The organism is Roseibium marinum (assembly GCF_002906165.1).
Taxonomy (GTDB): Bacteria; Pseudomonadota; Alphaproteobacteria; order Rhizobiales; family Stappiaceae; genus Roseibium; species Roseibium marinum.
In genome coordinates, this window is the sequence record NZ_PPCN01000007.1 from 98,564 (window position 1) to 122,888 (window position 24,325).

24 protein-coding genes are annotated in these 24,325 nt (G+C 60.1%); 8 read left to right on the plus strand and 16 right to left on the minus strand.

Annotation, left to right across the window (positions count from 1 at the left end; genetic code table 11):
• Window positions 1-59: 59 nt before the first annotated feature.
• From ntrC to dusB, 3 genes are read right to left on the minus strand one after another with little or no spacing between them, the layout of a single operon-like run.
• Window positions 60-1,499 carry a nitrogen regulation protein NR(I) gene (ntrC, locus tag CLV41_RS16130; protein WP_103223631.1) on the minus strand — a complete coding sequence of 480 codons (1,440 nt, stop codon included), beginning with the start codon at window positions 1,497-1,499 and terminating at the stop codon, window positions 60-62.
• A gap of 2 nt (window positions 1,500-1,501) precedes the next feature.
• On the minus strand, window positions 1,502-2,653 hold the full coding sequence (locus CLV41_RS16135) for a two-component system sensor histidine kinase NtrB (RefSeq protein WP_103223458.1): 1,152 nt from the start codon (window positions 2,651-2,653) through the stop codon (window positions 1,502-1,504).
• Window positions 2,650-3,648 (minus strand): tRNA dihydrouridine synthase DusB, encoded by a 999-nt coding sequence (dusB, locus tag CLV41_RS16140; protein ID WP_103223459.1) that lies wholly within the window; start codon window positions 3,646-3,648, stop codon window positions 2,650-2,652. The genes CLV41_RS16135 and dusB overlap by 4 nt, the downstream gene beginning before the upstream one ends.
• Before the next feature lie 170 nt (window positions 3,649-3,818).
• Between dusB and CLV41_RS16145 the strand changes: the two genes are divergently transcribed.
• The 5 genes from CLV41_RS16145 (at window position 3,819) to CLV41_RS16165 (ending at window position 7,345) form a co-directional block, all read left to right on the plus strand.
• Window positions 3,819-5,084 (plus strand): bifunctional 2-C-methyl-D-erythritol 4-phosphate cytidylyltransferase/2-C-methyl-D-erythritol 2,4-cyclodiphosphate synthase, encoded by a 1,266-nt coding sequence (locus CLV41_RS16145; protein ID WP_103223460.1) that lies wholly within the window; start codon window positions 3,819-3,821, stop codon window positions 5,082-5,084.
• On the plus strand, window positions 5,081-5,590 hold the full coding sequence (locus CLV41_RS16150) for a CinA family protein (protein ID WP_103223461.1): 510 nt from the start codon (window positions 5,081-5,083) through the stop codon (window positions 5,588-5,590). The genes CLV41_RS16145 and CLV41_RS16150 overlap by 4 nt, the downstream gene beginning before the upstream one ends.
• A gap of 103 nt (window positions 5,591-5,693) precedes the next feature.
• Window positions 5,694-6,161 carry a hypothetical protein gene (locus tag CLV41_RS16155; protein ID WP_103223462.1) on the plus strand — a complete coding sequence of 156 codons (468 nt, stop codon included), beginning with the start codon at window positions 5,694-5,696 and terminating at the stop codon, window positions 6,159-6,161.
• Window positions 6,162-6,338: 177 nt separating this feature from the next.
• Complete coding sequence (locus tag CLV41_RS16160) at window positions 6,339-6,824, plus strand: hypothetical protein (RefSeq protein WP_103223463.1); 486 nt, start codon at window positions 6,339-6,341, stop codon at window positions 6,822-6,824.
• Between the two features lie 74 nt (window positions 6,825-6,898).
• Complete coding sequence (locus CLV41_RS16165) at window positions 6,899-7,345, plus strand: hypothetical protein (RefSeq protein ID WP_103223464.1); 447 nt, start codon at window positions 6,899-6,901, stop codon at window positions 7,343-7,345.
• A gap of 50 nt (window positions 7,346-7,395) precedes the next feature.
• Here the strand turns inward: CLV41_RS16165 and CLV41_RS16170 are convergent, their stop codons facing one another.
• The 10 genes from CLV41_RS16170 to CLV41_RS16215 all read right to left on the minus strand — a co-directional run bounded on the left by CLV41_RS16170 (window position 7,396) and on the right by CLV41_RS16215 (window position 15,851).
• On the minus strand, window positions 7,396-7,848 hold the full coding sequence (locus CLV41_RS16170; RefSeq protein ID WP_103223465.1) for a type II toxin-antitoxin system RatA family toxin: 453 nt from the start codon (window positions 7,846-7,848) through the stop codon (window positions 7,396-7,398).
• A gap of 87 nt (window positions 7,849-7,935) precedes the next feature.
• Window positions 7,936-8,910, minus strand: coding sequence for a lipoyl synthase (gene lipA / locus CLV41_RS16175; RefSeq protein WP_103223466.1), 975 nt, complete (start codon window positions 8,908-8,910; stop codon window positions 7,936-7,938).
• A 55-nt stretch (window positions 8,911-8,965) separates the two neighbouring features.
• Window positions 8,966-9,406 (minus strand): acyl-CoA thioesterase, encoded by a 441-nt coding sequence (locus tag CLV41_RS16180; protein WP_235867154.1) that lies wholly within the window; start codon window positions 9,404-9,406, stop codon window positions 8,966-8,968.
• The gene (locus tag CLV41_RS16185; protein ID WP_103223467.1) at window positions 9,403-9,642 is read right to left on the minus strand and encodes a GlsB/YeaQ/YmgE family stress response membrane protein; all 240 of its coding nucleotides are present in this window, start codon (window positions 9,640-9,642) and stop codon (window positions 9,403-9,405) included. Before CLV41_RS16185 ends, CLV41_RS16180 begins: the two co-directional genes overlap by 4 nt.
• A 21-nt stretch (window positions 9,643-9,663) precedes the next feature.
• The gene (locus CLV41_RS16190; protein ID WP_103223468.1) at window positions 9,664-9,915 is read right to left on the minus strand and encodes a GlsB/YeaQ/YmgE family stress response membrane protein; all 252 of its coding nucleotides are present in this window, start codon (window positions 9,913-9,915) and stop codon (window positions 9,664-9,666) included.
• A 99-nt stretch (window positions 9,916-10,014) separates the two neighbouring features.
• Window positions 10,015-11,457, minus strand: coding sequence for a dihydrolipoyl dehydrogenase (lpdA, locus tag CLV41_RS16195; RefSeq protein WP_103223469.1), 1,443 nt, complete (start codon window positions 11,455-11,457; stop codon window positions 10,015-10,017).
• 69 nt (window positions 11,458-11,526) lie between these two features.
• Window positions 11,527-12,867, minus strand: coding sequence for a pyruvate dehydrogenase complex dihydrolipoamide acetyltransferase (locus CLV41_RS16200; RefSeq protein WP_103223470.1), 1,341 nt, complete (start codon window positions 12,865-12,867; stop codon window positions 11,527-11,529).
• A 16-nt stretch (window positions 12,868-12,883) separates the two neighbouring features.
• Window positions 12,884-14,272 carry a pyruvate dehydrogenase complex E1 component subunit beta gene (locus CLV41_RS16205; RefSeq protein WP_103223471.1) on the minus strand — a complete coding sequence of 463 codons (1,389 nt, stop codon included), beginning with the start codon at window positions 14,270-14,272 and terminating at the stop codon, window positions 12,884-12,886.
• A gap of 14 nt (window positions 14,273-14,286) precedes the next feature.
• Window positions 14,287-15,336 (minus strand): pyruvate dehydrogenase (acetyl-transferring) E1 component subunit alpha, encoded by a 1,050-nt coding sequence (pdhA, locus tag CLV41_RS16210; RefSeq protein ID WP_103223472.1) that lies wholly within the window; start codon window positions 15,334-15,336, stop codon window positions 14,287-14,289.
• A 173-nt stretch (window positions 15,337-15,509) separates the two neighbouring features.
• A complete protein-coding gene (locus CLV41_RS16215; RefSeq protein WP_235867155.1) occupies window positions 15,510-15,851 on the minus strand; it encodes an FtsB family cell division protein in 342 nt (113 codons plus the stop codon).
• 133 nt (window positions 15,852-15,984) lie between these two features.
• Between CLV41_RS16215 and CLV41_RS16220 the strand changes: the two genes are divergently transcribed.
• Window positions 15,985-16,635 (plus strand): protein-L-isoaspartate(D-aspartate) O-methyltransferase, encoded by a 651-nt coding sequence (locus CLV41_RS16220; RefSeq protein ID WP_103223474.1) that lies wholly within the window; start codon window positions 15,985-15,987, stop codon window positions 16,633-16,635.
• A gap of 180 nt (window positions 16,636-16,815) precedes the next feature.
• On the opposite strand, the gene mfd is transcribed toward CLV41_RS16220, so the two are convergent.
• Both mfd and CLV41_RS16230 read right to left on the minus strand, forming a co-directional pair.
• Window positions 16,816-20,301, minus strand: a complete 3,486-nt coding sequence (gene mfd, locus CLV41_RS16225) for a transcription-repair coupling factor (RefSeq protein WP_103223475.1) — start codon at window positions 20,299-20,301, stop codon at window positions 16,816-16,818.
• Between the two features lie 21 nt (window positions 20,302-20,322).
• Window positions 20,323-20,640 (minus strand): FAD assembly factor SdhE, encoded by a 318-nt coding sequence (locus CLV41_RS16230; protein ID WP_103223476.1) that lies wholly within the window; start codon window positions 20,638-20,640, stop codon window positions 20,323-20,325.
• 241 nt (window positions 20,641-20,881) lie between these two features.
• On the opposite strand from CLV41_RS16230, the gene recG reads away from it, so the two are divergent.
• Window positions 20,882-22,984 carry an ATP-dependent DNA helicase RecG gene (recG, locus tag CLV41_RS16235; protein ID WP_103223477.1) on the plus strand — a complete coding sequence of 701 codons (2,103 nt, stop codon included), beginning with the start codon at window positions 20,882-20,884 and terminating at the stop codon, window positions 22,982-22,984.
• Here recG and CLV41_RS16240 read toward each other — a convergent pair whose 3' ends face one another.
• Window positions 22,985-23,722 carry a DUF502 domain-containing protein gene (locus tag CLV41_RS16240; protein WP_103223478.1) on the minus strand — a complete coding sequence of 246 codons (738 nt, stop codon included), beginning with the start codon at window positions 23,720-23,722 and terminating at the stop codon, window positions 22,985-22,987. It abuts the gene before it with no gap.
• Window positions 23,723-23,865: 143 nt separating this feature from the next.
• Between CLV41_RS16240 and CLV41_RS16245 the strand changes: the two genes are divergently transcribed.
• Window positions 23,866-24,261: a YbaN family protein gene (locus CLV41_RS16245; RefSeq protein WP_208987545.1), complete on the plus strand. Its 396-nt coding sequence runs from the start codon at window positions 23,866-23,868 to the stop codon at window positions 24,259-24,261.
• Window positions 24,262-24,325 lie beyond the last annotated feature (64 nt).

Here is a 24,325-nt window from a genome sequence, read left to right on the forward strand (position 1 = left end):
GCAACGTCCCTGTTGCCGGCTGCCATCTCCGGACAACCGGCCAATTAGTCTCGAAGACCCTAACGCGTCGAGCGCATTACCTGAATGTCCAGGTCTCTGATCTTCTTGCGCAAGGTGTTTCGGTTCACCCCGAGCAGTTCCGCAGCCTTGATCTGGTTGCCGCGCGTTGCGGCAAGCGCAGCGCTGATCAGTGGGTATTCCACTTCGCGCAGAATTCGGTGATAGAGGCCCGGGGGCGGAAGCGCATCGCCAAAGGTGTCGAAATATCCGGCGAGATAACGTTCCACGGAACCGCCGAGATTGACGGTTTCGGACGTCTCCTCCTCCATGGAGGAGACCGAGGGCTGGCTCAGTTCGTGTTCCAGCAGGTTTTCGCTGATCACATCCTGCGGATAGAGCGCGGCAAGCCGCCGGACAAGATTTTCAAGTTCACGCACATTGCCCGGCCAACGGTAGCGGCGCAGCAGATTGAGGGCGCTCTGATCGATCTGCTTGGCAGGCAGGCCTTCCTTTTCGACAAGCGTGAAGAAGTGCCGGACAAGATCGGGAATGTCCTCAACGCGCTCGCGCAACGGCGGCAGGCGTATCGGCACGACATTCAGGCGGAAATACAGATCTTCGCGGAACAGTCCCTGATTGATCAGGTGGCGCAGATCCTTGTTGGTCGCTGCGACGATCCTGACATCGGTCTTGATCGGCGTACGGCCGCCGACCGTTGTGTATTCGCCCTGCTGCAGAACGCGCAGAAGCCGGGTCTGGGCCTCCATCGGCATGTCGCCGATCTCGTCCAGAAACAGCGTTCCGCCATCGGCCTGCTCGAAGCGGCCGGAACTGCGGTTCTGGGCACCGGTAAAGGCGCCTTTCTCGTGGCCGAACAATTCAGCCTCGATAAGATCCCTCGGGATCGCCGCCATGTTGATGGCAACGAACGGCCCGTTGCGCCGCTTGCCGTAGTCATGCAGGGCGCGCGCGACCAGTTCCTTGCCCGTTCCCGACTCGCCATTGATCATTACTGTAAGGTCGGTCTGCATCAACCGGGCCAGGACCCGGTATATTTCCTGCATGGCAGGCGACCGGCCGACCAGCGGCATGCCTTCGCCAGAATCATCCAGATCGACGGCCGGCCGTCTCTTCGGCTCTTCAAGCGCCCTTTGAACAATGCTCGTCAGCTCTTTGAGATCAAAGGGTTTTGGAAGATATTCGTAGGCACCCTTTTCGGAAGCCTTGATGGCGGTCATGAAGGTGTTCTGCGCGCTCATGACGAGAACCGGAAGGTCCGGCCGCATCTTTTTCATGCGCGGCAGGACGTCGAAGATATTCTCGTCCGGCATGACGACATCGGTGATGACAAGATCGCCGTCTCCCGAAGACACCCACCGCCACAAGGTCGAGGCGTTCGACGTCAGTCGGACGGTATAGCCGGCCCGGGAAAGCGCCTGATTGAGAACGGTGCGGATCGCCGCGTCGTCATCTGCAACTAGGATCGTGCCTGTCGGCATGGTCAATCAGTTCCTTTGTTCGACTTGTCGGATACAAGTTTTCCATCGCCTGCATATGCAGGCATCAGGATCCGGAAAACGGTTTTGTGCCGCTGGCTGTCGCACTCGATCACGCCGCCGTGGTCGCCAATGATCTTGGCGACGAGCGCCAGCCCGAGGCCGGATCCATTGGTTTTTGTGGTAATGAAAGGCTCGAACAGGTGCGGCAACAGATCTTCCGGCACCCCGGGGCCATTGTCCTGAACGCAGAATTCAAGCGGCAGGCCGACTTTTTCGGCCGTGCCCGGAACGGACAGCCGCACACCCGGCCTGAAGGCGGTAGAGATCCGGATCTCGCCGTCCGGATCGTCGCCGATCGCTTCGCTGGCATTCTTGATCAGGTTCAGGAACACCTGAATGAGCTGGTCCTTGTTGGCGAAAACAGGCGGCAGGGAGGGATCGTAGATCTCGTGGATCCGCTTGCCGCGGGCAAAGCCGCTGTCGGCCAGACGTTTCACATGATCCAGCACCACGTGAATATTCACCGGCTCCCGCTCGATCGGCCGTTCGTCGGAGAAAACCTCCATTCGGTCGACAAGTTTCACGATCCGGTCGGTTTCGTCCATGATGAGCCGCGTGAGGGCCCGGTCTTCGTTCGGAACCGACTGCTCGATCAGCTGCGCCGCGCCGCGGATCCCCGACAGCGGGTTCTTGATCTCGTGGGCAAGCATCGCCGCCAGGCCCGTTACGGTGCGCGCGGCTCCCCTTGAGGTCAGCTGACGGTCGATCTTTTCCGCCATGGTGCGTTCCTGAAACATCAGCACGACAGCGCCCGGACGATCGGCGACGGGAGCAGCGTTTATGTCGACCACCCTCGGTGCGCCGATGCGCGGAGTGCCGATGTCGACCTTATACTCGTTAACCGCCGCGCCGCGTTCGCGTACCTGTTCGATCAGGGTCAGCAGCGGGCTGCCGAAGGGGACGAAATCGCTTATGGGATGGCGGCGCAGGACCGACACGCTTGAGCGCATGAAGATTTCCGCCGCCATATTGGCCGATTCAATGACACCGTCGGGCGCAACGAGAAGCACCGGATGCGGCAAGGCATCCAGGATGGTCGGCCCGTCACTGGCAAGAGCGGCCGTCCGGCCTGTCGCAGACACAGTATCCGTCACGCGGCTGTCCGTTTGTTCGAGGAAGAAAACCAGTCGGCGGCGAGGCGCATCACCTGCGACGGCTGACTGGATGTCATGAGAGTTTTGCGGACCGCCCCCGGACAGGCGCCCTCGCCGTCCGCCGCGTCCATGTACCAGCCGAGATGCTTGCGCGCGATGCGCAGCCCCTGTGCCTGGCCGTAGTGGCTCAAAATAGCTTCGTAGTGTTCGTTGACGAGGTCGGCCAGTTCATTGCCCGCCGGTTGAGGCAGGCGCTCTCCTGTTGCCAGGTATTGGCTGACATGGCCGGGCAGCCAGGGCCGGCCATACGCGCCGCGGCCGATCATCACGCCATCTGCCCGTGCGGCCGAAAGCATCCGCTGCGCGTCCTCGAAGCTCCTGCAGTCGCCATTGGCGATCAATGGCACCGAAACCGCGTCCCGCACCGCCGCGATTGCATGCCAATCCGCGCTTCCTTTATAGAACTGGCAGCGCGTGCGGCCATGAACCGTGATCAGCTGTACACCGGCGGCCTCGGCGCGCCGCGCCAGGTCCGGCGCGTTGATGGACCGCTCGTCCCAGCCAAGCCGCATTTTCAGGGTCACGGGAATATCGACCGCATTCACTGTCGCCTCAATCAGCGAAAGAGCATGATCGAGATCTCGCATCAGCGCGGAGCCTGAATAGCCGGACGTCACTTTCTTTGCCGGACAGCCCATGTTGATGTCGATGACGTCGGCACCAAGACCGGCAATGACCTTCGCCGCCTCACCCATCCAGCGCGCCTCACGGCCCGCGAGCTGAACCACGTGCAGACCCTTGTCCTGAGCTTCCGTGCGCATCTGGGTTTCCGCGTCCCCTCGCAGGAAGGATTCGCTCGCGACCATTTCGCTCACCACCATGCCGGCGCCATATCTTGCGGCCAGCCTGCGGAAGGGCAGATCGGTGACACCGGACATTGGCGCAAGCACGGCCCTGCCGGGTATTACATGATGACCAATCGAAATCGTTTTCATCAGCGGCGACTCAAGGCTCTTTTCTTTTGCTCATTGCCTGTGCATTTTACGAATTGCCTATATTGTAGACAATTTGCGCAGCGCAACAAGTCAAAATTTGCAGTCGGTGCAAGTTCTTCGTTAAAGACGGTCCGATGGTTTCGGAATGGCCCCCTGCAAGGAGACCTAAAATGGCCAAAACGGCGGCAGCCCTCGTTGTTGCTGCTGGGCGTGGGTCACGCCTGGCGGATCCCCGAACTTCACTGCCCAAACAATACCGGCTTCTTGCCGGTCGGCCGGTGCTGACCCATACACTGAACGCCTTGGGGAATCATCCCCGCATTTCCCATATGCTAACCGTCATCCATCCGGACGATATCGGCCTATATGACGATGCCATATCGGCCGCAAACGAAAACTGGTCGAATAAATTGATGCGGGCCGTATTCGGCAGCGAAACCCGGCAGGGTTCCGTCCGCGAAGGTCTGAAGGCGCTGTCAGCGGTGCCTTGCGATTATGTCCTGATCCACGACGCCGCCCGCCCCTTTCTGACCCATGACGTCATCGACGGGCTGCTCGGTGAACTCGACACGGGGGCGGAAGGCGCGCTTGCCGCTACGCAGGTCGTCGATACGCTCAAGAAACAGAAAGCGCCCGGCCACCCCCTGGAAACAGTCGACCGGCAGTGTCTCTGGGCCGCACAGACGCCGCAGGCATTTCCGCTTTCGCGTATTTCCCGGGCTCACGAGAACGCGGCGCAATCCGGCCACACGAATTTTACCGACGACACCAGTCTGGCGGAATGGGACGGCATGACGGTCGTTCTCAGCGCCGGAGACCCGGCCAATTTCAAGATCACGACTGCAGCCGATCTCAGGCGTGCGGCCCAACAGGCGAGTTTGCTGACCATGCCACAGGCCGTTTCCACGGACCTCCCGCTTTCAGAACTGACCGACATCCGCACCGGCATCGGATACGATGTCCATGCCTTCGAGGACGGCGATGCGGTGATTCTGGGCGGCGTGGCTGTCCCGCATACGCAAAAGCTCAAGGGACATTCGGATGCCGACGTCGTTCTGCACGCCATCACGGACGCGACCCTGGGCGCCATCGGCGACGGCGACATCGGCCAGCATTTCCCGCCGAGCGACCCCATGTGGAAGGGAGCATCTTCCGACAGGTTTCAGCAGGACGCTATCCGCCGGCTGGCGGAGCGGGGCGGCCGGATAGCGCATATCGATGTCACAATCGTCTGCGAGGAGCCGAAGATCGGTCCGCACAGGGATAAAATCCGCGTATCGATTGCCGGCATCTGCCACCTGCCGGTGTCCCGGGTTTCAGTAAAGGCAACGACCTCGGAAAGACTGGGTTTCACAGGCCGCAAGGAGGGGATCGCGGCCCTCGCCAGCGTGACGGTAAGACTGCCTTTCGAAGAAGGTGAAGGGGGGCCGCTATGACCGACAGGACACCGCGCGGTCTGGACGATCTCGCCCCGCTTGCGCAGACCGTTCTCGATGCCCTGATAGCCGCAGGCAAGATGGTGGCCACCGCGGAATCCTGCACCGGAGGCCTGATTTGCGGAGCGCTCACGGAAATCGCCGGGTCTTCGGCCGCTGTCGACCGCGGCTTTGTCACCTATTCCAACGAGGCCAAAACAGACATGCTCGGTGTGCCCGCCGAGCTGATCCGTCAGGTTGGCGCCGTCTCCAGGGAAGTCGCCATCGCCATGGCGGAAGGCGCCCTGGCCCGGTCCAACGCGGATGTCGCGGTATCGGTCACGGGCATCGCCGGTCCAGGCGGCGGCAGTGAGGAAAAACCGGTCGGCACGGTTCATATCGCGGTTGCGTGCAAGGGAAGACCGACCGGTCATTTTCATTGCTGGTTTGCCGATCGAGGCAGGAAGTCCATCCGCCTTGAGACCGTACAGACTGCCTTAACATCTATTCTAAATGCGGTTTCCTGAGTAAAAGCTCATTAATGGTACCCGTATTTGCTTCTGGATTCCCTGCACGTCATCCGTATATTTGCGTCATCTTGACCTTCAGTAACCCCGGAAGCTGCAGTACATGAAGAAAATCTCAGCAACCCTTTTTGCAGTTGCCTGCTTCGGCAGCACCGCGTTCGCGGGAGCAATTGCGCAACCGGGAGACTTCTATCTGATTTCGCGGGACCGCTTCGGATTTTTCGTCGGCAGCCACAAGCTGTTTGTGGACCCGTACAAGGGCTTGAAACAGGTTTCTTACTGCAACCGGGACTATTTCGTTCGCAGCCACTCCGTCGCCTGGACGGAAGTGGAGACCCGTCGCGGCAATGTCGTTCGCATCGAGTATAATTTCGGCCGCGGCTGGAGGCCTATCTGCGAAGGTCCGGAAGATCAGGTCACCTTGACGGATCTCGGGATCAGCATGAGCGCTGACGACGTTCTGCAGACCGAGGAAGCAAGCTCTACCGGCCAGAGCCGCCTGTCCTCTATCGGATCCATGTTCCAGACCGGCGAACCAGCAAATACCGACAGCAGCTATCACACCCGGTGACCCGTGCTTCCTGCCGAAATCAATCCCTGGTCAAGTTGTCAGGTTCCTGGAAATTCGGAAGTATAAAATTTTAATAAAAGCCATCTCGCGCGCGAAATGGCTTTTACAAGGACTTCCTGTAAAGACGATCCTTGAAGAACCAACTTACAACGCGAAATCGCGGTACAGGACAAGGTTATGTCAATCCAACATGCAATGCTTGCCGCAGGAGTTTTTCTTCTGGGGGCGGCAAATGCCCTTGCAGGAAGCGACCTGCCCAAGGTCGGAGATACCTACATTATTTCCCGCGACGAATATCACGGTTTCCGTGGTTCCCATCGCATCTACAACAGGATGGCGGAGGGACTGGTGGAAGTTGAATATTGCGGCCGCCCCTATTGGGTCCGGTTCGCAACGGTTGCCTGGACCCAGATTGAAGTCGAACGGGAGAACGCCGTGCGCGTCGAGTTCAACCAGGGCAAGGGCTGGCGGCCTATCTGCGCGCATCCTGAAAGGCAGGTAACCTTGCTGGATCTGGGAGTTCAGGAAGATCCGAGGATCGTGGTTCAAAATGATGGCGTACCTGTCCATCGCGTGAGCCGTTTCTCGGCCATTCGAAATTCCTTCAAGACAGCTGTCGACACCGCGGCCAGGTCGTACCATGGCGCACAAATAAACAAGTAAGGCTCAAGTAAGCCTGACGTCATATAATCCGGAAATCGCTGGGGTGAAGTGAACACTGGATAAGGAATTTCAAAATGAAACGCTTGATAGCGTTCCTGGTTTTCGCGATTGCCACTAGTGGCTCTCTGACCGGGGCAGCGCTTGGTCAAAGTGATTTCTACATCCGGTCCCACTACTCCAACGGCGGGTTCACAGGATCCCACGAGATCCTGAGCGAACCGAAAGAAGGCTACTACGAAGCTCGCTATTGCGATCTGACCTTCTGGGTATCTTCGAGCACCGTTGCCTGGACCGAGGAGCAGGCCGCCGCCGGGCAAAGCCTGGTGGTGGAAGAAGACAACGGCGCCATATCCAGAACCAGCCGAAAAATAGTCTGCGACAACTATAAGGCTTTCGCCACACTGGACGATCTCGGCCTCAAGCCCGCGGAAATCGATAAAATTCGCGGAACCGGCGATACCCTCGATATGAAATCAAGCCGTATCCGGACTATCCGCGACGCATTCAAGCAATACAAATAGATTGCTGCAAAGCCGGATCGAAAGACCTGCGAACGGAACCGATTGAAGAATCAAGTCCCGTAGACTTCATCCGCCCGCGCTTCGAAGGCGCTCGAGAATTTCCGGAAGGCCCTGTCGAACATGACCCCCATCAGGGAGCCGAGTGTCCGGCTGCGGAATTCATAGGAAATATAGAACCCGACGTTGCTGGTCCCCTCCCCCAGATCTTCGAAGGTCCATGTGTTCTCGAGATGCTTGAACGGCCCGTCGAGGTATTCCACCAGGATCGTGTGCTCATCGGGCCGCAGTTCAACGCGGCTGGTGAAAGTTTCCTTGAACAGCTTGTAGGCCACGGTCATGTCGGCAACCAGCACGGTCGCCCCGTTCTCGAGCTCCTTGCGCCCGCGGACATGCAGATCCTGACAAAGCGGCACGAACTGCGGATACTGTTCCACGTCGGCGACCAGACGGAACATGTCGCCGGCGTTGTGATTGACTTTGTGACTGGATGAATAACTGGGCATTCAGTTTGTCTGACCGTGTTGCAATACGTTCTGGCGGCTCACCCCGTTGCCTTCGCAAGCGGCGTGAGACAGCCCGATGACCTGATTTCAGCGCCCGAGCCTGGCCAGGCGGGCAGCACGCAAATCCGAGAAATCCTCTCCGGCATGATGCGAGGAACGGGTCAGCGGGCTCGCCGAGACCTTCAGGAAACCCTTGGCGTAAGCTATGCGCTCATAACCCTTGAAGTCCTCCGGCGTCACGAATGACAGAACCGGATGGTGTTTTTTCGAGGGCTGAAGATATTGGCCGATGGTCAGGAAATCCACATCCGCGGCGCGCAGATCGTCCATCAGCTGAAGCACTTCGTTGCGCTCTTCGCCGAGGCCGACCATGATGCCTGACTTGGTGAACATTTCCGGATCCAGCTCCTTCGTCTTCTGAAGAATGCGGATCGAATGGAAATAGCGCGCGCCCGGACGGACAGTCAGGTATTTCGAGGGCACCGTTTCCAGATTGTGATTGAAGACGTCCGGCTTCGCCTCGACCACGATCTCAAGCGCGCCGTCCTTGCGCAGGAAATCCGGGGTCAGCACTTCGACAGTGGTTGAAGGCGACGTCTTGCGTATGGCGCCGATCACATCGGCAAAATGCCGTGCGCCGCCATCGTCGAGATCATCCCGGTCCACGGATGTGACGACAACATGTTCAAGTCCCATGGCGGCCACCGCGTCCGCAACGCCCTGGGCCTCTTTGGTGTCGACGGGACCGGGCATGCCCGTACGCACATTGCAGAAGGCGCAGGCCCGGGTGCAGGTATCGCCGAGGATCATGAAACTGGCGTGCTTCTTGGACCAGCATTCGCCGATATTCGGACAGCCGGCTTCTTCGCAAACGGTCACCAGATTGTTTTCGCGCACAACGGCCTGTGTTTCGCGGTAGACCGGCGACGTCGGCGCCTTGACACGAATCCATTTCGGTTTGCGCTGCACCGGATTGTCCGGGCGATGCGCCTTTTCCGGATGGCGAGGCCGCGCTTCGGATTTTTCCTGCGGGCGATTGAGCGTGTCGACGATCGTAACCATACAGCTTACCTGTCGTTATTCCCTTGAAAGGTCAAGTCTCAAACCCTGTTGTCAGCTATGTTCCAGCCGCGGAACTGACCAGTGTTTCAAGCCGCTGCCGGGCGTTGTCGGACAGTGGCTGGGACTTGCGGGTCGCCTCATTCATCTGAACGACCACAGTCACGGCCCTGGCGACCGGCACACCGTCCTGGAACACGCACTGGAAGAGCCGGAACGAGCTTCGCCCGACTTCACTCACCGCCGTGCCTATTTCAACGTCGCCGGGCCAGTTGATCTCGGCCAGGAAATCGAGTTCCAGACGGGCGATCACAAAGGCGGCGCCGTCTTCCGCAAGAGCTTCACGATAAAGCAGTTCAACGCGGCCGGTTTCCAGAAAAGTGGCGAAAACCGCGTTGTTCACATGCCCCTGCCGGTCGGTATCGCCATAGCGGAGCTTGTCGCTCGTCCTGAGTGGAAACGCCTCGATTCCAGCCTCCGCCGCGCGCGCCACCGTCACTTGAACATCTTCTTCCAGATAAACAGGAACAGGATCGCTCCCAGTACGGCAATGATCAGCCGGTCGAGGATGCCGCCGGTAACATTCAGGTCAAGGAGGGAAGCAAGTTCGCCGCCGATCAGCGCTCCGACGAGGCCAACGACCAGGCTACCGAGAAAGCCCCCTCGGCTGTTCAGCACCCTGTGAGCAACGGCGCCTGCGATGAGGCCGATGATAACCGTTATGATCAATCCCATCGCAGTTTCCCTTTCGCGAAATCAGCGGGCCAGCAGCCGCGCGATCAGCACGACGACAATCGCGCCGATGGCGGCCACGACGATTTCAGTCACATAAGGATTTCCGAGATTCAAGTTGATCCCGGCGATCTTGAACAGGAAACCGCCGACGAATGCGCCAATCAGGCCCGTGATCAGGTAACGCACCAACCCGCCGCCGCCAACGATGACACTTGCAAGCCAACCCGCGATGATGCCGATGGCGATCCAGATTAGAATTGCCGTTCCGTCCATGACTGAAACCTCCCGTTTGAAAAAAGCGGACAACTTCACGTTCCCGTAAATGCTGTCCGGATCTGTCGTTCCGTACCCAAAGAATACCCTGCAAAACGCCTACATGTTGAGCACACGGCCATAGGCGTCGAGCACGGATTCCTTCATCATTTCTGAGAGGGTCGGATGCGGGAACACCGTGTGCATCAGATCCTCTTCCGTCGTCTCCAGGTTCATGGCGACCACGTAGCCCTGTATGAGTTCGGTCACTTCCGCGCCGACCATATGCGCGCCGAGCAACTGCCCGGTCTTCGCGTCGAAGATCGTCTTGATCAGGCCTTCCGGCTCGCCCAGGGCAATCGCCTTACCGTTGCCGATGAACGGGAATCGCCCGACCTTGATGTCATATCCGGCTTCTTTGGCCTTCGGTTCGGTGAGACCGACGGAGGCGACCTGCGGGTTGCAGTAGGTGCATCCCGGGATCATCGACTTGTCGGTCGCATGGACATCCTTGCCCGCGATCTTCTCGATACAGACGACACCCTCGTGCTCGGCCTTGTGGGCCAGCATCGGCGGTCCGGCCACATCGCCGATCGCATAGACACCCGGAACGTTGGTGCGGCCGAAGCCGTCGATCACGACGCAGCCCCGGTCGGTCTTGACGCCAAGCTCTTCAAGGCCGAGCTTTTCGATGTTTCCGACGACCCCGACAGCGGAGATCATCTTTTCCGCCGTCAGATCCTGTTTCTTGCCGTCCTTGGTCTCGACCGTTGCGGTCACGCCGCCGGAGCCCTTCTTGACGGCGGAAACCTTGGCTTCGAGCAGGAACTTGATTCCCTGCTTTTCCATCATCTTTTTTGCCATGCCGGAAATTTCCGGGTCCTCGACCGGCATGATGTTCGCCATCATTTCGATGACCGTGACCTCCGCTCCCATGGTGCGGTAGAAGGATGCGAATTCAATGCCGATGGCGCCGGAGCCCATGACGATCAGCGACTTCGGCATCGCCGGCGGCACCATGGCCTCGAAATAGGTCCAGATGTCCTTGCCGTCCGGTTCGATGCCTGGGATGACGCGCGGGCGCGCGCCTGTCGCCACGATGATGTGCTTGGCTTTGTAGATGCCCTCGCCCTTGGTGCCCTTCGGCGCCGGGTGCTGGGGTTCCATGGCCTTTTTGGAGGTCTTGGAAACGGTGACTTCGCCCGCCTTGGAAATCCGGCCTTCACCCCACAGGACATCGACCTTGTTCTTCTTCATCAGGTAGCCGATGCCGCCGTTGAGCTGGCCGGAGACACCGCGCGAGCGTTTGACCACGGCGGCCGGATCGAAGGAGATCTTCTCGGCGGACAGTCCGTAATCCTTGGCGTGCTGCATGAAGTGATAGATCTCGGCGGAACGCAGCAGCGCCTTGGTGGGAATGCAACCCCAGTTGAGGCAGATGCCGCCCATGTGCTCGCGTTCGACAATGGCGGTCTTGAAGCCCAGCTGGGCGGAGCGTATCGCGGCCACGTAACCGCCTGGACCGGATCCGATGATGATCACATCGTAATTGGTATCAGCCATGGTGTGTTCCCCGGCGAATGAAGTCATCGTTGACAACGGCGCGGCAGGGTGCCGCGCCGGAGAGCTGCTTCAGACGAGCATTCTCATCGGATTTTCGATGTAGCCCCTGAACGCGCCAAGCACGGCCGCGCCGAGCGCACCGTCCACGCAACGGTGGTCGGTGGAAAGCGTCACGCTCATGACGGTGGCGACAGCCAGTTCGCCGTCTTTCACCACGGCACGCTGTTCTCCCGCGCCGATAGCCAGAATGGTGGCGTGCGGCGGGTTCACCACGGCTGCGAAGTTCTTCACACCCATCATACCCATGTTGGAAACGGCCGTCGTGCCGCCCTGGTACTCGTCCGGCTTCAGCTTGCGTTCCTTCGCCCGCTTGCCGAGATCCTTCATCTCGTTGGAGATGACGGAGATCGGCTTTTCTTCCGCGCGCCGGATGATCGGAGTGATGAGACCGCCCGGGATCGAAACGGCGACACCGACATCGGCATGCTTGTGCATCACCATGTCCGTGTCGGTCCAGGACACATTCGCATCGGGCACATCGCGCAGCGACAGCGCCAGGGCCTTGATGATCATGTCGTTGACCGAAAGCTTGTAGGCCGGTTTGCCGTCCTTGTCCTTCGAAGCCGCGTCATTGAGCTGTGCCCGCAGCGCAAGAAGCGCGTCCAGCTCGCAATCCAGCGTGACGTAGAAATGCGGGATGGTCTGCTTGGATTCGGTCAGGCGCTTGGCGATGGTCTTGCGCATGCCGTCATGTGGCACAAGATCGTAGGACCCTTCCTCGAAAAGTTTCAGCACCTGCTCGGCGGACTGACCTGCCGCAAGGGGCGGAGCAGCCGCTTTCGGAGCCTCGGCTTTGGCCGGAGCGGCCTTGCCTGTTCCGGCGGCAAGGGCCGCCTCGATGTCGCGCTTGACGATCCGCCCATGTGGCCCGGAACCGGACAACGCCTTCAGGTCGAGGCCGTTCAATTGCGCCAGACGGCGTGCCAGGGGCGAGGAAAAGATCCGGTCTCCTGCCGAGGTTTTCGGCGCCGGAACGGAATCGCTCACCGCCTTGGCCCCGACTTCGATTGCCGGTGCGCTTTCGGGAACCGCCGGCACCTTTTCGGCGCTTGGCGCGGCGGCAGCCGCGCTACCGCCACCGGATGTATCGATCTCGCCGGCATCCTCCCCCTCTTCAAGAAGGACTGCGATCAGTTCGTTGACCTTTACCCCGGCAGTGCCACCGGGCACGACGATCTTGCCGACCGTGCCTTCGTCCACCGCTTCGACTTCCATCGTGGCCTTGTCGGTTTCGATCTCGGCGATGACATCGCCGGCGGAAACCTTGTCGCCTTCCTTGACCAGCCACTTGGCCAGGTTGCCCTCCTCCATGGTCGGAGAAAGGGCCGGCATGGTAATATTGATTGGCATGTCCGTCTCCCGCGCCTCAGGCTGTATAGGTTACGGCTTTGACCGCATCGATGACTTCACCGACATTCGGCAGCGCCAGCTTTTCCAGGTTTGCCGCATAGGGCATCGGAACGTCCTTGCCGGTCACGCGAGCAATCGGCGCATCGAGATAGTCGAACGCCTTTTCCTGCACCTGGAAGGCGATTTCCGACGAGACCGAGCACATGGGGAAAGCTTCTTCCACGGTGACGAGCCGGCCCGTCTTGCGGACAGAGGCCAGAACCGTGTCGATATCCAGCGGACGGATCGTGCGCAGATTGACGACTTCCGCCGAGATGCCCATTCCGGCCAGTTCCTCGGCAGCCTTCATGGCGTAGGTCATGCCGATGCCCCAGGACACCAGCGTGACGTCTGTTCCGCCGCGCTCGACCTTCGCCTTGCCGATCGGCAGGACGAAATCATCCATGTCCGGGATCTCGAAGGAGTGCCCGTAGAGGATCTCATTTTCCAGGAAGATGACCGGATTCGGATCGCGGATCGCGGCTTTCAGAAGCCCTTTGGCGTCCGCCGCCGAATAGGGCACGACGACCTTGAGGCCCGGCACATGGGCGAACCAGGCCGCATAATCCTGCGAATGCTGGGCACCGACGCGGGCGGCCGCGCCGTTCGGGCCGCGGAAGACGATCGGCGCGCCCATCTGGCCGCCGGACATATACAGCGTCTTGGCGGCGGAGTTGATGATCTGGTCCATCGCCTGCATGGCGAAGTTGAAGGTCATGAATTCGACGATCGGCCGCAGCCCCGCCATGGCGGCGCCTACACCGAGACCGGCAAAGCCATGTTCGGTTATCGGTGTATCGATCACACGTTTGGCGCTGAACTCGTCCAGCAGGCCCTGGGTGATCTTGTAGGCGCCCTGATACTCGGCAACCTCCTCGCCCATGACGAAGACATCCGGGTCGCGGCGCATCTCTTCCGCCATCGCATCCCGCAAGGCTTCACGCACCGTGGAACTCTTCATTGCTGTGCCGGCGGGAATCTCCGGATCCTCCGCCGTTTCAGGCGCGGGGGCCTGAGGCGTCGGTGCGGAGGCAACTGGCGGAGCACTCGGCGCTTCCGGCTTGGCCGGGGCGGCATCGGCAGCGGGCGCGGAAGCCGCGGCGTCAATCGCGCTTGCATCTTCCCCCTCGGTCAGAAGGATCGCGATCTTTTCGTTGACCTTGACGGCGTCGGTTCCTTCCGCGACCAGGATCTTGCCGAGCGTGCCTTCATCGACAGCTTCGACTTCCATGGTGGCCTTGTCAGTCTCGATTTCGGCGATCACATCGCCTGCTGTGACGGTATCGCCTTCTGACTTGAGCCATTTGGCGAGTTTACCTTCTTCCATTGTCGGCGAGAGAGCCGGCATCAAAATGTCGATCGGCATGATATTCCCCGGCGTTAAATCAAGATATCGGTGTAAAGCTCAGACGCATCCGGCTCCGGATCGGTCTGCGCGTATTCCGCCGCTTCCGCGACCCGCGCGCGGACATCCTTGTCGATGCCCTTCAGATCGTCTTCGGAGGCCCACCCTTCCTCGATGAGGCGCTTGCGCACCTGCTCGATCGGGTCGTGCTCGGCGCGCATCTTCTGAACTTCGTCCTTGGAGCGGTATTTCGCCGGGTCGGACATGGAATGACCGCGATAACGGTAGGTGATCATTTCCAGAATATAGGGGCCCTTGCCGGAGCGGCACCATTCAAGAGCCTTTGTCGCCGCTGCATTGACGGCGCGCACGTCCATTCCATCGACCTGCTCACCCGGAATGCCGAAGGATTCGCCGCGCTTGGAGAGATCCGTCGTCGCGGAAGCGCGGGCAACGCTTGTCCCCATGCCGTATTTGTTGTTCTCGATCACGTAAACGACCGGCAGTTTCCACAGTTCGGCCATGTTGAAGCTTTCGTACACCTGGCCCTGGTTGGACGCGCCGTCGCCGAAGAACGCCATCGCGACATTGCCGTTCTCACGGTATTTGTTGGCGAATCCCAAACCAGTTCCGAGCGGCACTTGCGCGCCGACGATGCCGTGACCGCCGTAAAAATGTTTTTCCTTGGAGAACATGTGCATCGAGCCGCCCTTGCCTTTCGACAAGCCGCCACGGCGTCCGGTCAACTCGGCCATGACGCCTTTCGGGTCGAGATCCATCGCCAGCATATGGCCGTGGTCCCGGTAGCCGGTGATCATCTGGTCACCGTCCCTCTTGGCCATCTGCAGACCGACGACAACGGCTTCCTGGCCGATATACAAATGACAAAATCCGCCGATCAGGCCCATGCCGTACAATTGTCCGGCTTTTTCCTCAAATCGGCGGATCAGAAGCATTTCGCGGTAAGCGTGAAGTTCCTGGTCCTTATCGAACTCGGCGATCGCAGGCTCGGCCTTCTTGGCGGAGCTACGGGTCCGGCTGGTGCTCTTGGAGCTAGCGGAGGTGGTCTTTGATGTTGCGGCCATTACCCTCATCTCGACGTGGCGTTTCCCCTAAGACGTGTAGCAGCAACTTATCCTGTTGCCGCTGTCAATCCAATCCGTCCATCTCGCAATGCGGTATAGCAATACATTACTGTATTCATTGACGGATTTAATTTTAACTGGATATGAGTTAAGAGGCGAATATAAACTGAAATTCAGTTTATTTCGTAACGGTGACCAGGACGCAGGACAACCAGTTCGTTACTGTGAACCAGATTGAGATTGAGCCGTGCCCGTTCGTCCAGCATGTCCGGATCGAGGCTCTCCGGGCGCAGCAGGCTGACACGCGCCTGAAGCTCGCGCCGTTCCGCGGCAAGCGCTGAAAGTTCGGTTTCAAGCTCCGACACCTGCCGCTCGATCATGGCGCGACCGACCAGCCCCAATTCGCCGTTCATGGCATGAAAGCCGAAATAACCGAGCGCTGCAATGGCGATTGCAGGCGTGATCAACCGGCGGAATACGGATTTTTTTCTCTGACGCGTGGCTGCTCGGGGCACTCTTGGACCTTAACGCTAAACTCGTGGCCTCTTTATCCAGCCACTATGCGGCTTTAGGTTTAATAGAGTCTTGCGAAAGCCGTTCAAATGCACGCAAATATTGTGAGCGATCCGGAGCACCGCCGTGAATCAGATGGAGTCCCAACGCAAGGACATGGTCCTGCGGCAGCTGGAAGGCCGCGGTATCCGGGACGAACGTGTCCTCGCGGCCATGCGTAAAGTCCCCCGGCATATTTTCGTGCCCGCGGCGCAGCAGGCAGCTTCCTATAATGACGGTCCGCTGCCGATCGGCCACGGCCAGACAATCTCCCAACCTTATATTGTCGCGCTGATGTGCGAACTGCTGGAACTTTCCAGGGAAAACAAGGTGCTGGAAATCGGCGCGGGCTGCGGTTACGCGGCAGCCGTTCTGGCCGAACTTGCGCACGAGGTCATCACGATCGAACGCATGCCCGAACTGGCTGAACTTGCCCGCAAGAACCTCCTGAAAGCGGGCTATCCGGATGTCCGCGTGATCTGCGCCGACGGCAGCCTCGGGTGTCCCGATGAAGCCCCTTTCGACGCCATCGTCGTTGCCGCCGGCGCACCGGCAACCCCCGACGCGCTCAAGCAGCAGTTGAAAACCGGCGGCCGGCTCGTCATTCCGGTCGGCTCGAACAGCCGGTCTCAGGAGCTTCTGAGAATAAGACGCCTGTCCGACACGGATTACGATACGGAGCCCCAGGGCGAAGTCGCCTTTGTGCCACTTGTCGGCGCCGAAGGCTGGCCGGACGAGAGTTACTAAAGGCGGCAAGCCCACGATTGGTGTGGAAGTGAACAGCCTTTCTCAGCTTGTCATCCTTGCGACGGCAGGCACAGGGTAACCCGCTGTATTTCCGACTTTCTTCAACTCGAAAGACACGGCGCGCCGGAACCTGTTCCTGACGCTGACGCGTCCAGCCCAAACCGTTTCCAGCCCGAGTCTCTAAGCCGCCGCCAGCCGGGAAAGTTTGGTCAGGACGGTTGCGGTGCCCTTCAGACGGTCCTCCGTCCTCTCCCAGTCCCTGGTGAGCACTACCCTCTGGTCCGGGCGGATCTTGGCGAGCACTCCCTGTTCGGCAATGTAGCCCACCAGACCGGCGGGATTGGCGAATTCGCTGTTGCGGAAGGTGATGACGATGCCCTTCGGCCCGGCATCCACCTTCTCGACATTCGCCTTGCGGCAAAGCCCCTTGATGTAGACGATCTTGAGGAGATGCTGGACCTCGTCCGGCAGGGGGCCGAACCGGTCGATCAGTTCCGCGCCGAAGGAATCGATTTCTTCCGCCTCCGTCACGTCGCCCAGACGCCGGTAGAGCTGCAGCCGCAGTTGCAGGTCAGATACATAAGCCTCCGGGATCAGCACCGGGGTCCCGATATTGATCTGCGGCGACCACTGCTCCTCGCCGACATCTGCGCCGCCATCCTTCAACTGGGCGACAGCTTCTTCCAGCATCTGCTGGTAAAGCTCGAAGCCGACTTCCTTGACGTGGCCGGACTGTTCCTCTCCGAGCAGGTTCCCTGCCCCGCGGATATCAAGGTCGTGGCTGGCGAGCTGAAAGCCCGCGCCGAGCGTTTCAAGGGACTGCAGCACTTTCAGCCTGCGCTCAGCCGTTGCCGTCAGCGTCTTGTTCGCCGGTACGGTGAAGAGCGCATAGGCCCGGGTTTTCGACCGCCCCACCCGTCCGCGCAACTGGTAGAGCTGCGACAGACCGAACATATCCGCCCGGTGGACGATGAGCGTGTTCGCCGTGGGTATATCCAGGCCGGATTCCACGATCGTCGTCGAGAGCAGAACGTTATACTTGCCTTCGTAAAAGGCGTTCATCACGTCCTCAAGCTCGGTTGGCGGCATCTGGCCATGGGCAACGGCAACCTTGAGTTCCGGAACGCTGTCCTCAAGGAATTGCCGGCGCTCCGCCAGATCCGTCAGGCGCGGGCAGACATAAAAACTCTGACCGCCCCGATAGTGTTCCCGAAGCAGGGCTTCGCGCACCACCAGCGGGTCGAATGGCGAGACGAAGGTACGCACGGCAAGACGGTCCACCGGCGGTGTCGCGATCAGGGACAGTTCGCGCACGCCTGTCAGCGCCAGTTGCAATGTCCTCGGGATCGGCGTCGCCGACAGGGTCAACACATGAACGTCCGACTTCAGCTCTTTCAGCCGTTCCTTGTGCTTGACACCGAAATGCTGCTCCTCATCGATAATCAGCAGGCTGAGGTCGCGGAACTGGATCGATTTGCCAAGCAGCGCATGGGTGCCGATGACGATATCGACGGAACCGTCCGCGAGACCCTTTTTTGTCTGGGTGAGCTGTTTTGCCGGCACCAGGCGCGAGGCATGGGCGACATTGATCGGCAGTCCGTGGAAGCGTTCGGAAAACGTCTTGAAATGCTGGCGCGCCAGAAGTGTCGTCGGCACGACCACCGCCACCTGACGGCCGGACATGGCCGCGAGGAAGGACGCACGCAGCGCGACTTCGGTTTTTCCAAAGCCCACATCGCCGCAGATCAGCCGGTCCATCGGCCGGCCCGAGGACAGGTCGTCGAAGACGGCATCGATGGCGGCGAGCTGATCTTCCGTTTCCTCATAAGGAAAGCGGGTCGAAAATTCGTCGTAGACCCCTTCCGGCGTCTCCACCACTGGCGCGGTTTTCAGCGCGCGCGCGGCAGCGGTCTTGATCAGGCCGTCGGCGATTTCCAGAATGCGTTTCTTGAGTTTCGCCTTCCGCGCCTGCCAGGCGCCGCCGCCCAGCTTGTCGAGCTGGGCTTCCTGGTCCTCCGAACCGTAGCGGGACAAAAGCTCGATATTTTCAACCGGCAGATAAAGCTTGTCGCCGCCCGCATATTGCAGCTCCAGGCAGTCATGCGGCGCGCCGACCGCCTCGATTGTCTTGAGACCGATGAAACGGCCGATGCCGTGTTCGAGATGGACGACCAGATCCCCTTCCGAAAGACCAGTCGCCTCGGTGATGACATTGGCGCCCTTGGCCTTGCGGCGCGATTTGCGCACCAGCCGGTCACCCAGAATGTCCTGCTCGCCGATGAAGGCGACGTCCTTGAGCTCGAACCCGTGTTCGATGCCCAGAATGCACAGGCCCGAGGTATTTTTCGGAAGGGCCTCGACGTGCGTGAGGGTATCGACCTGCCGCACGGATCCGATACCGTGATCGTCCAGAATCTGCCCAAGCCGGTCGCGGGATCCTTCCGACCAGCAGGCAATTACAGTCTTCTTGCCGGTTTTCTGCAAGTCGCGCACATGAACGGTCAGCGCATCGAAGATGTTGATGTCGCCGGCTGCGCGCTCGGCGGCGAAACTGCGACCCTGACGGCCGCCGAGTTCGACAATCGTCTTCCCGCTTCCAGGTGGTGGCGTAAACGGATCGAGGGCGGCGCTCGCCCGGTCGGCGATTGCCGCCGTCCATTCCCGCTCGGTGATATAGAGACTGTCGGGTGCAACCGGCATATAGGGAACCGTACCGGCCGCGGACCCCATTTCACGCGCGTCCTGCCGCGCCTTGTAATACTCGTTGACCTGCTCGAAGCGTTCGCGCGCCGCGTCCGATGCACTGGTGTCGAGTACGATGGGCGCATCGCCGATATAATCGAACAGCGTTTCCAGCTTTTCGTGAAACAGCGGCAACCAGTGCTCCATGCCGGCGTATCGGCGCCCGTCGCTGACCGACTGATAGAGCACATCCTCCCGGCTCGCCGCGCCGAAATTCGCCAGATACGAACGGCGGAAGCGGGAGATTGCCTCTTCCGAAAGGACAACTTCGCTCATCGGCACCAGATCCAGCCGCTTGAGCTGCCGGGAAGTCCGTTGGGTTTCGGCATTGAAGGAGCGAATCGATTCCAGCGTATCGCCGAAGAAATCGAGGCGAACCGGTTCTTCGGCTCCCGGCGCGAACAGATCGACAATGCCGCCGCGTACGGCGTATTCACCGGTCTCGCGTACCGTTGGCGTGCGTGAAAAACCGTTCATCTCCAGCCAGCTGGAAATCGCAGCCATGTCGACCTGGTTGCCCGGTGCCATGGAGAACGTCTGTTCGGCCATGAAGGACCGTTCGGGCATCCGCTGCGAGGCTGCATTCAAGGTGGTCAGCAGAATGGTCTTTCTGCTGTCGCCGATACCGCGGGCAAGTTGCCCCAGCGCCAGCAGCCGCCGGGCGCTGATGGCCGAATTGGGCGATACCCGGTCATAGGGCAGGCAGTCCCAGGCCGGAAGCTGCAGGATTTCGGCGTCGGGGTCGAAGAAATTCAGCGCTTCGCTGACCATCGCCATGCGCGTGGCGTCGCGGGCGACAAACACAAGCGCCAGCCCCTTCGCCTCGCTTTCGGCCAGAAGTCTCGCCAGTGCATAGCTTTCAGCCCCATCGGGCACGCCGGCCAGCGTGACGTTGGCCTGGTCTTTGAGCAGGCTGTCAAACACAGATGTCTGTCCTTGTTGGTGTTATTTGACGTTTCCGGCAGCGCCGGCAATCTCGTGGTAGGCAATGATCCGGCGGTAAAGCGGTCCGTCCCATTCCCCGGGCAAAGGCGTGCGGCCGGTCATCCAGGCATAAAGATCCGGATCGCCCGCGGTCAGGAGATGCTCCAGTTCACGGAGTTCGTCTTCCGTCAGCCTGTCGATCTCCGCGTCGGCAAAGCCACCCAGCAGAAGATCCATCTCCTTCATGCCCCGGTGCCAGCACCGGAACAGGATCTTCTTGCGCCTCGGGTCTCTTGCCTGAGGAGAGATGTCATTGCTTTTGCCGGATGTTTCGGACATGAAAGACCTATCTGGAACTGGCGGGCCGCACTCCGGAGACGGTCTTCTTCTCGACAGGAACGCCGGCCCGGGAGCGATCGTGCCGGATATATAACGTCAGTGTTCCGCCTTGTCAGCGTCCGAGTTCACAGAATGTTCCGATTGTTGCGCGCCAAGGCGGCTTCATGGCAGAACAAGGTCCGGGATCTGGAACACCTTCGCAGAACCCGCCCGCCGAGATCCAGAGGTTTTGACACCACACATGCGCCCGCCGGTTCTTGATCCCCTGTTTGCTCCCGTTTCGACACTTCCCGGGATCGGACCGAAAATCGCGAAACTTGTATCCGGACTGGTCGGAAGTCAGCCGGAACGGGATGCGACGGTCGCCGATCTGCTGTTTCACCTTCCCCACAGCCTTATCGACCGGCGTCACACCCCCGGAATTGCCTATTCGGAAAACGGCGACATCGTCACACTGGATGTAACCATCGGCCGGCACATGGCCCCGCCCCGCAATTCCAGGGCGCCCTACCGGATTTCCGCCCACGACGAGACGGGCCAGATCACCTTCGTGTTTTTCCATTCGCGTCTGGACTGGCTGCAAAAAACCTTTCCCGAAGGCGAAAGACGGATCGTCTCCGGCAAGGTCGAATGGTTCAATGAGCGCCCGCAGATGGTCCATCCGGATTATTCGCTCAAACCGGACGAAGCCGAGCAGATGCCAACGATCGAACCGGTCTACCCGCTGACGGCGGGCCTTGCCGCCAAGACGCTGCAAAAAGCCATGAAAGCCGCACTGGACAAGGTGCCCCATCTGCCGGAATGGATGAATGAGGCTTACCTGCACAAAACAGGATGGCCTGATTTCGCAGAAGCCTTGCGGACCGTCCACACGCCGAAGGAACGCGGCGACATCGAGCCCGCCTCCCCCTTTATGCAGCGTCTTGCCTATGACGAACTGCTGGCGAGCCAGCTGGCCCTGGCGATGGTCCGGGCGCATATGCGCACGCTTGGCGGGATTGCCCGCGCGCCGAACGGCGCCATGCAGCAGGCGGTGATCGATGCGCTGCCGTTTCAGCTCACCGGCAGCCAGGCAACCGCGATCAGGGAAATCAACGAGGATCTCGCCAGACCGGTGCGCATGCTGAGGCTGCTTCAAGGGGATGTCGGATCCGGCAAGACCGTCGTCGCCCTTGCCGCTCTCGCCCAGGTCATTGAAACCGGTGCACAGGGCGCGCTTATGGCGCCGACGGAAATTCTCGCCCGCCAGCATTTCGCCTCCATGGCCCCGCTCTGTGAAAAAGCCGGCATCCGGCTCGCCCTGATGACCGGCAAGGACAGCCAGAAGAACAGACGCCTGCGGCAGGCGCAGCTGGACGCCGGTGAAATCGATCTGGTGGTCGGGACCCATGCCCTGTTTCAGGGAACCGTGACCTTCCAGAATCTCGGCCTCGTCGTGGTCGACGAACAGCACCGGTTTGGCGTCCACCAGCGTCTGGCGCTCTCCTCCAAGGGCCATGGCGTCGACGTTCTCGTCATGACGGCCACCCCGATCCCGCGCACCCTGGTGCTGACCTGTTTTGGCGACATGGATGTCTCGAAACTGACCGACAAGCCCGCGGGCCGCAAACCCGTCGCGACCGTCTCGGTGTCATTGGACCGCCTGGACGAAATCATCACGCGGGTCGGGGCGGCCGTTGCCGAGGGACAGAAGGTCTATTGGGTTTGCCCGCTCGTTGAAGAATCCGAAAAGATAGACCTTGCCGCCGTCGAGGACCGCCACCGGGTTCTGGAACACATACTGGGGCAGCGGGTTGCCCTGGTTCACGGCCGGATGAACGCCGATGAAAAGGATGCCGCCATGTCGGATTTCAAATCCGGCGTATGCAAAATTCTCGTCGCGACCACGGTGATCGAGGTCGGGGTCGACGTGCCGGACGCGACCATTATCGTGATCGAACACGCGGAACGCTTCGGACTTGCCCAACTTCACCAGTTGAGGGGCCGCGTCGGCCGCGGCGACAAGCCTTCCTCCTGCGTGCTGCTCTACAAAGGCCCGCTCGGCGAAACCGCCGGCGCGCGCCTCAACATCATGCGCCAGACAAATGACGGCTTTCTGATTGCGGAAGAAGACCTGAAACTGCGTGGCGGCGGTGAAATCCTCGGCACCCGGCAATCCGGCACGCCGGGTTTCAGGATCGCAAGAGCGGAGGATCATGCCGACCTGATGGAAGTCGCCCGCGACGATGCCCGGCTGATTCTGGAAACCGATCCGGATCTCAAGTCGGCACGCGGCGCGGCGCTTCGCTGTCTGCTCTATCTGTTCGGACGGGACGCCGCCATACGCCTGCTGAGGGCCGGCTGATCAGGCGTCCTCGGGCGTTCTGATCTTTTTCAATTTCGAAGGATCGGCAATCGCGTCTTCCAGCATGTCCGGATATTTAGGACTGACAAGGCCGGCCGAAATCACCAGTTTGGCCGCATCCTCGACGCTCATGTTGAGTTCGACGACATCTTCCTTTGGAACGAACAGCAGGAACCCGGACGTCGGGTTCGGGGTGGTCGGCAGGAAAACCGAGACCGTATCCGCCGTATCCTTGAGGCGCCTGTCGACTTCTCCCTTGGTATCGGTGGAAATGAACACGATCGCCCAGAGCCCCCGTCGGGGATACTCGATCAGCGCGGCTTTGGTGAAGCTGCTCCCCCGTTCATCAAGTACTGTCTCAAAGATCTGCTTCAAGCCACTGTATATATTACGAACAAGCGGCATGCGCCCGACTATGTTCTCGCCGAGGGAAATGAAACTGCGACCCAGGAAATTGGCCGCGAGGAAGCCCACGATGGTGAGAACGAAGAATGCGACGATCAGTCCGAAGCCCGGAATGGGAAACGGCAGATAGGTATCGGGATTGTAGATCTTCGGCACGAAGGGCTTAACCCAGCCATCAACCCATTTGATGATTGTCCAGGTCAGCCAAAGGGTAATCCCGATGGGGCCTGTGATCACCAGACCGGTCAGGAAATAGTTGCGCAGACGCGTGGCCGCCCCCGGGCGATGGCCTTTCGTTTGCGGATCGTCTGATTTTTGTTTGTTCCGGCTCATGGGGGAAATCCGCTCGAAGTCCTTTTGACGTTTGTCTTTTCACCAGCCCGCACTTAGATAAGCATCTTAAACCCGGTGCGGTATCCTTCGCGCGATTTATTTTTCAGCGATTTACCCGAATATTGCCGGAATCGGAGGCAGACTTGCGGCGAACCACATTCAAAGTCCTCGGAACCGGTTTTGCGGGGATTGGTATTGCCGGTGCGTTTTTGCCGATCCTGCCGAGTACCATCTTTTTCATCCTGGCGGCAGCCTGTTTCGCTCGCTCCTCACCGGAACTTGAAAAAAGATTGCTGAACCATCCTGTCTTCGGGCCCCCGGTCATCGCCTGGCGGGAGCACGGCGCGATCCCGGTCAAGATCAAGATAGTCGCCTTTGCCGGCATGGTTTTCGGCTATGCGGTATTCTATTTAACGCTCCGGCCTGACCTGTGGCTGGCCCTGCTCGTCGCGGTCTTCATGACCGGGTCGGCAATCTTCGTTCTCAGCCGCCCGTCCGGCCCGAAAGGGCCGCCGCTCGACGAGCGCCCCAACACTTGAAAAGCGATCCAGGTCTCAACCAAGCCGGTCCGGCTTGCGACAGCGCCTTTTCGCCGGCATGCGG

Coding starts and splice junctions, on each gene's coding strand:
- ntrC (WP_103223631.1), bottom strand. CDS start 1,499: ATGCCGACAGGCACGATCCTAGTTGCAGATGACGACGCGGCGATCCGC.
- dusB (WP_103223459.1), bottom strand. CDS start 3,648: ATGAAAACGATTTCGATTGGTCATCATGTAATACCCGGCAGGGCCGTG.
- CLV41_RS16145 (WP_103223460.1), top strand. CDS start 3,819: ATGGCCAAAACGGCGGCAGCCCTCGTTGTTGCTGCTGGGCGTGGGTCA.
- CLV41_RS16150 (WP_103223461.1), top strand. CDS start 5,081: ATGACCGACAGGACACCGCGCGGTCTGGACGATCTCGCCCCGCTTGCG.
- CLV41_RS16155 (WP_103223462.1), top strand. CDS start 5,694: ATGAAGAAAATCTCAGCAACCCTTTTTGCAGTTGCCTGCTTCGGCAGC.
- CLV41_RS16160 (WP_103223463.1), top strand. CDS start 6,339: ATGTCAATCCAACATGCAATGCTTGCCGCAGGAGTTTTTCTTCTGGGG.
- CLV41_RS16165 (WP_103223464.1), top strand. CDS start 6,899: ATGAAACGCTTGATAGCGTTCCTGGTTTTCGCGATTGCCACTAGTGGC.
- CLV41_RS16170 (WP_103223465.1), bottom strand. CDS start 7,848: ATGCCCAGTTATTCATCCAGTCACAAAGTCAATCACAACGCCGGCGAC.
- lipA (WP_103223466.1), bottom strand. CDS start 8,910: ATGGTTACGATCGTCGACACGCTCAATCGCCCGCAGGAAAAATCCGAA.
- CLV41_RS16185 (WP_103223467.1), bottom strand. CDS start 9,642: ATGGGATTGATCATAACGGTTATCATCGGCCTCATCGCAGGCGCCGTT.
- CLV41_RS16190 (WP_103223468.1), bottom strand. CDS start 9,915: ATGGACGGAACGGCAATTCTAATCTGGATCGCCATCGGCATCATCGCG.
- lpdA (WP_103223469.1), bottom strand. CDS start 11,457: ATGGCTGATACCAATTACGATGTGATCATCATCGGATCCGGTCCAGGC.
- CLV41_RS16200 (WP_103223470.1), bottom strand. CDS start 12,867: ATGCCAATCAATATTACCATGCCGGCCCTTTCTCCGACCATGGAGGAG.
- CLV41_RS16205 (WP_103223471.1), bottom strand. CDS start 14,272: ATGCCGATCGACATTTTGATGCCGGCTCTCTCGCCGACAATGGAAGAA.
- pdhA (WP_103223472.1), bottom strand. CDS start 15,336: ATGGCCGCAACATCAAAGACCACCTCCGCTAGCTCCAAGAGCACCAGC.
- CLV41_RS16220 (WP_103223474.1), top strand. CDS start 15,985: ATGGAGTCCCAACGCAAGGACATGGTCCTGCGGCAGCTGGAAGGCCGC.
- CLV41_RS16230 (WP_103223476.1), bottom strand. CDS start 20,640: ATGTCCGAAACATCCGGCAAAAGCAATGACATCTCTCCTCAGGCAAGA.
- recG (WP_103223477.1), top strand. CDS start 20,882: ATGCGCCCGCCGGTTCTTGATCCCCTGTTTGCTCCCGTTTCGACACTT.
- CLV41_RS16240 (WP_103223478.1), bottom strand. CDS start 23,722: ATGAGCCGGAACAAACAAAAATCAGACGATCCGCAAACGAAAGGCCAT.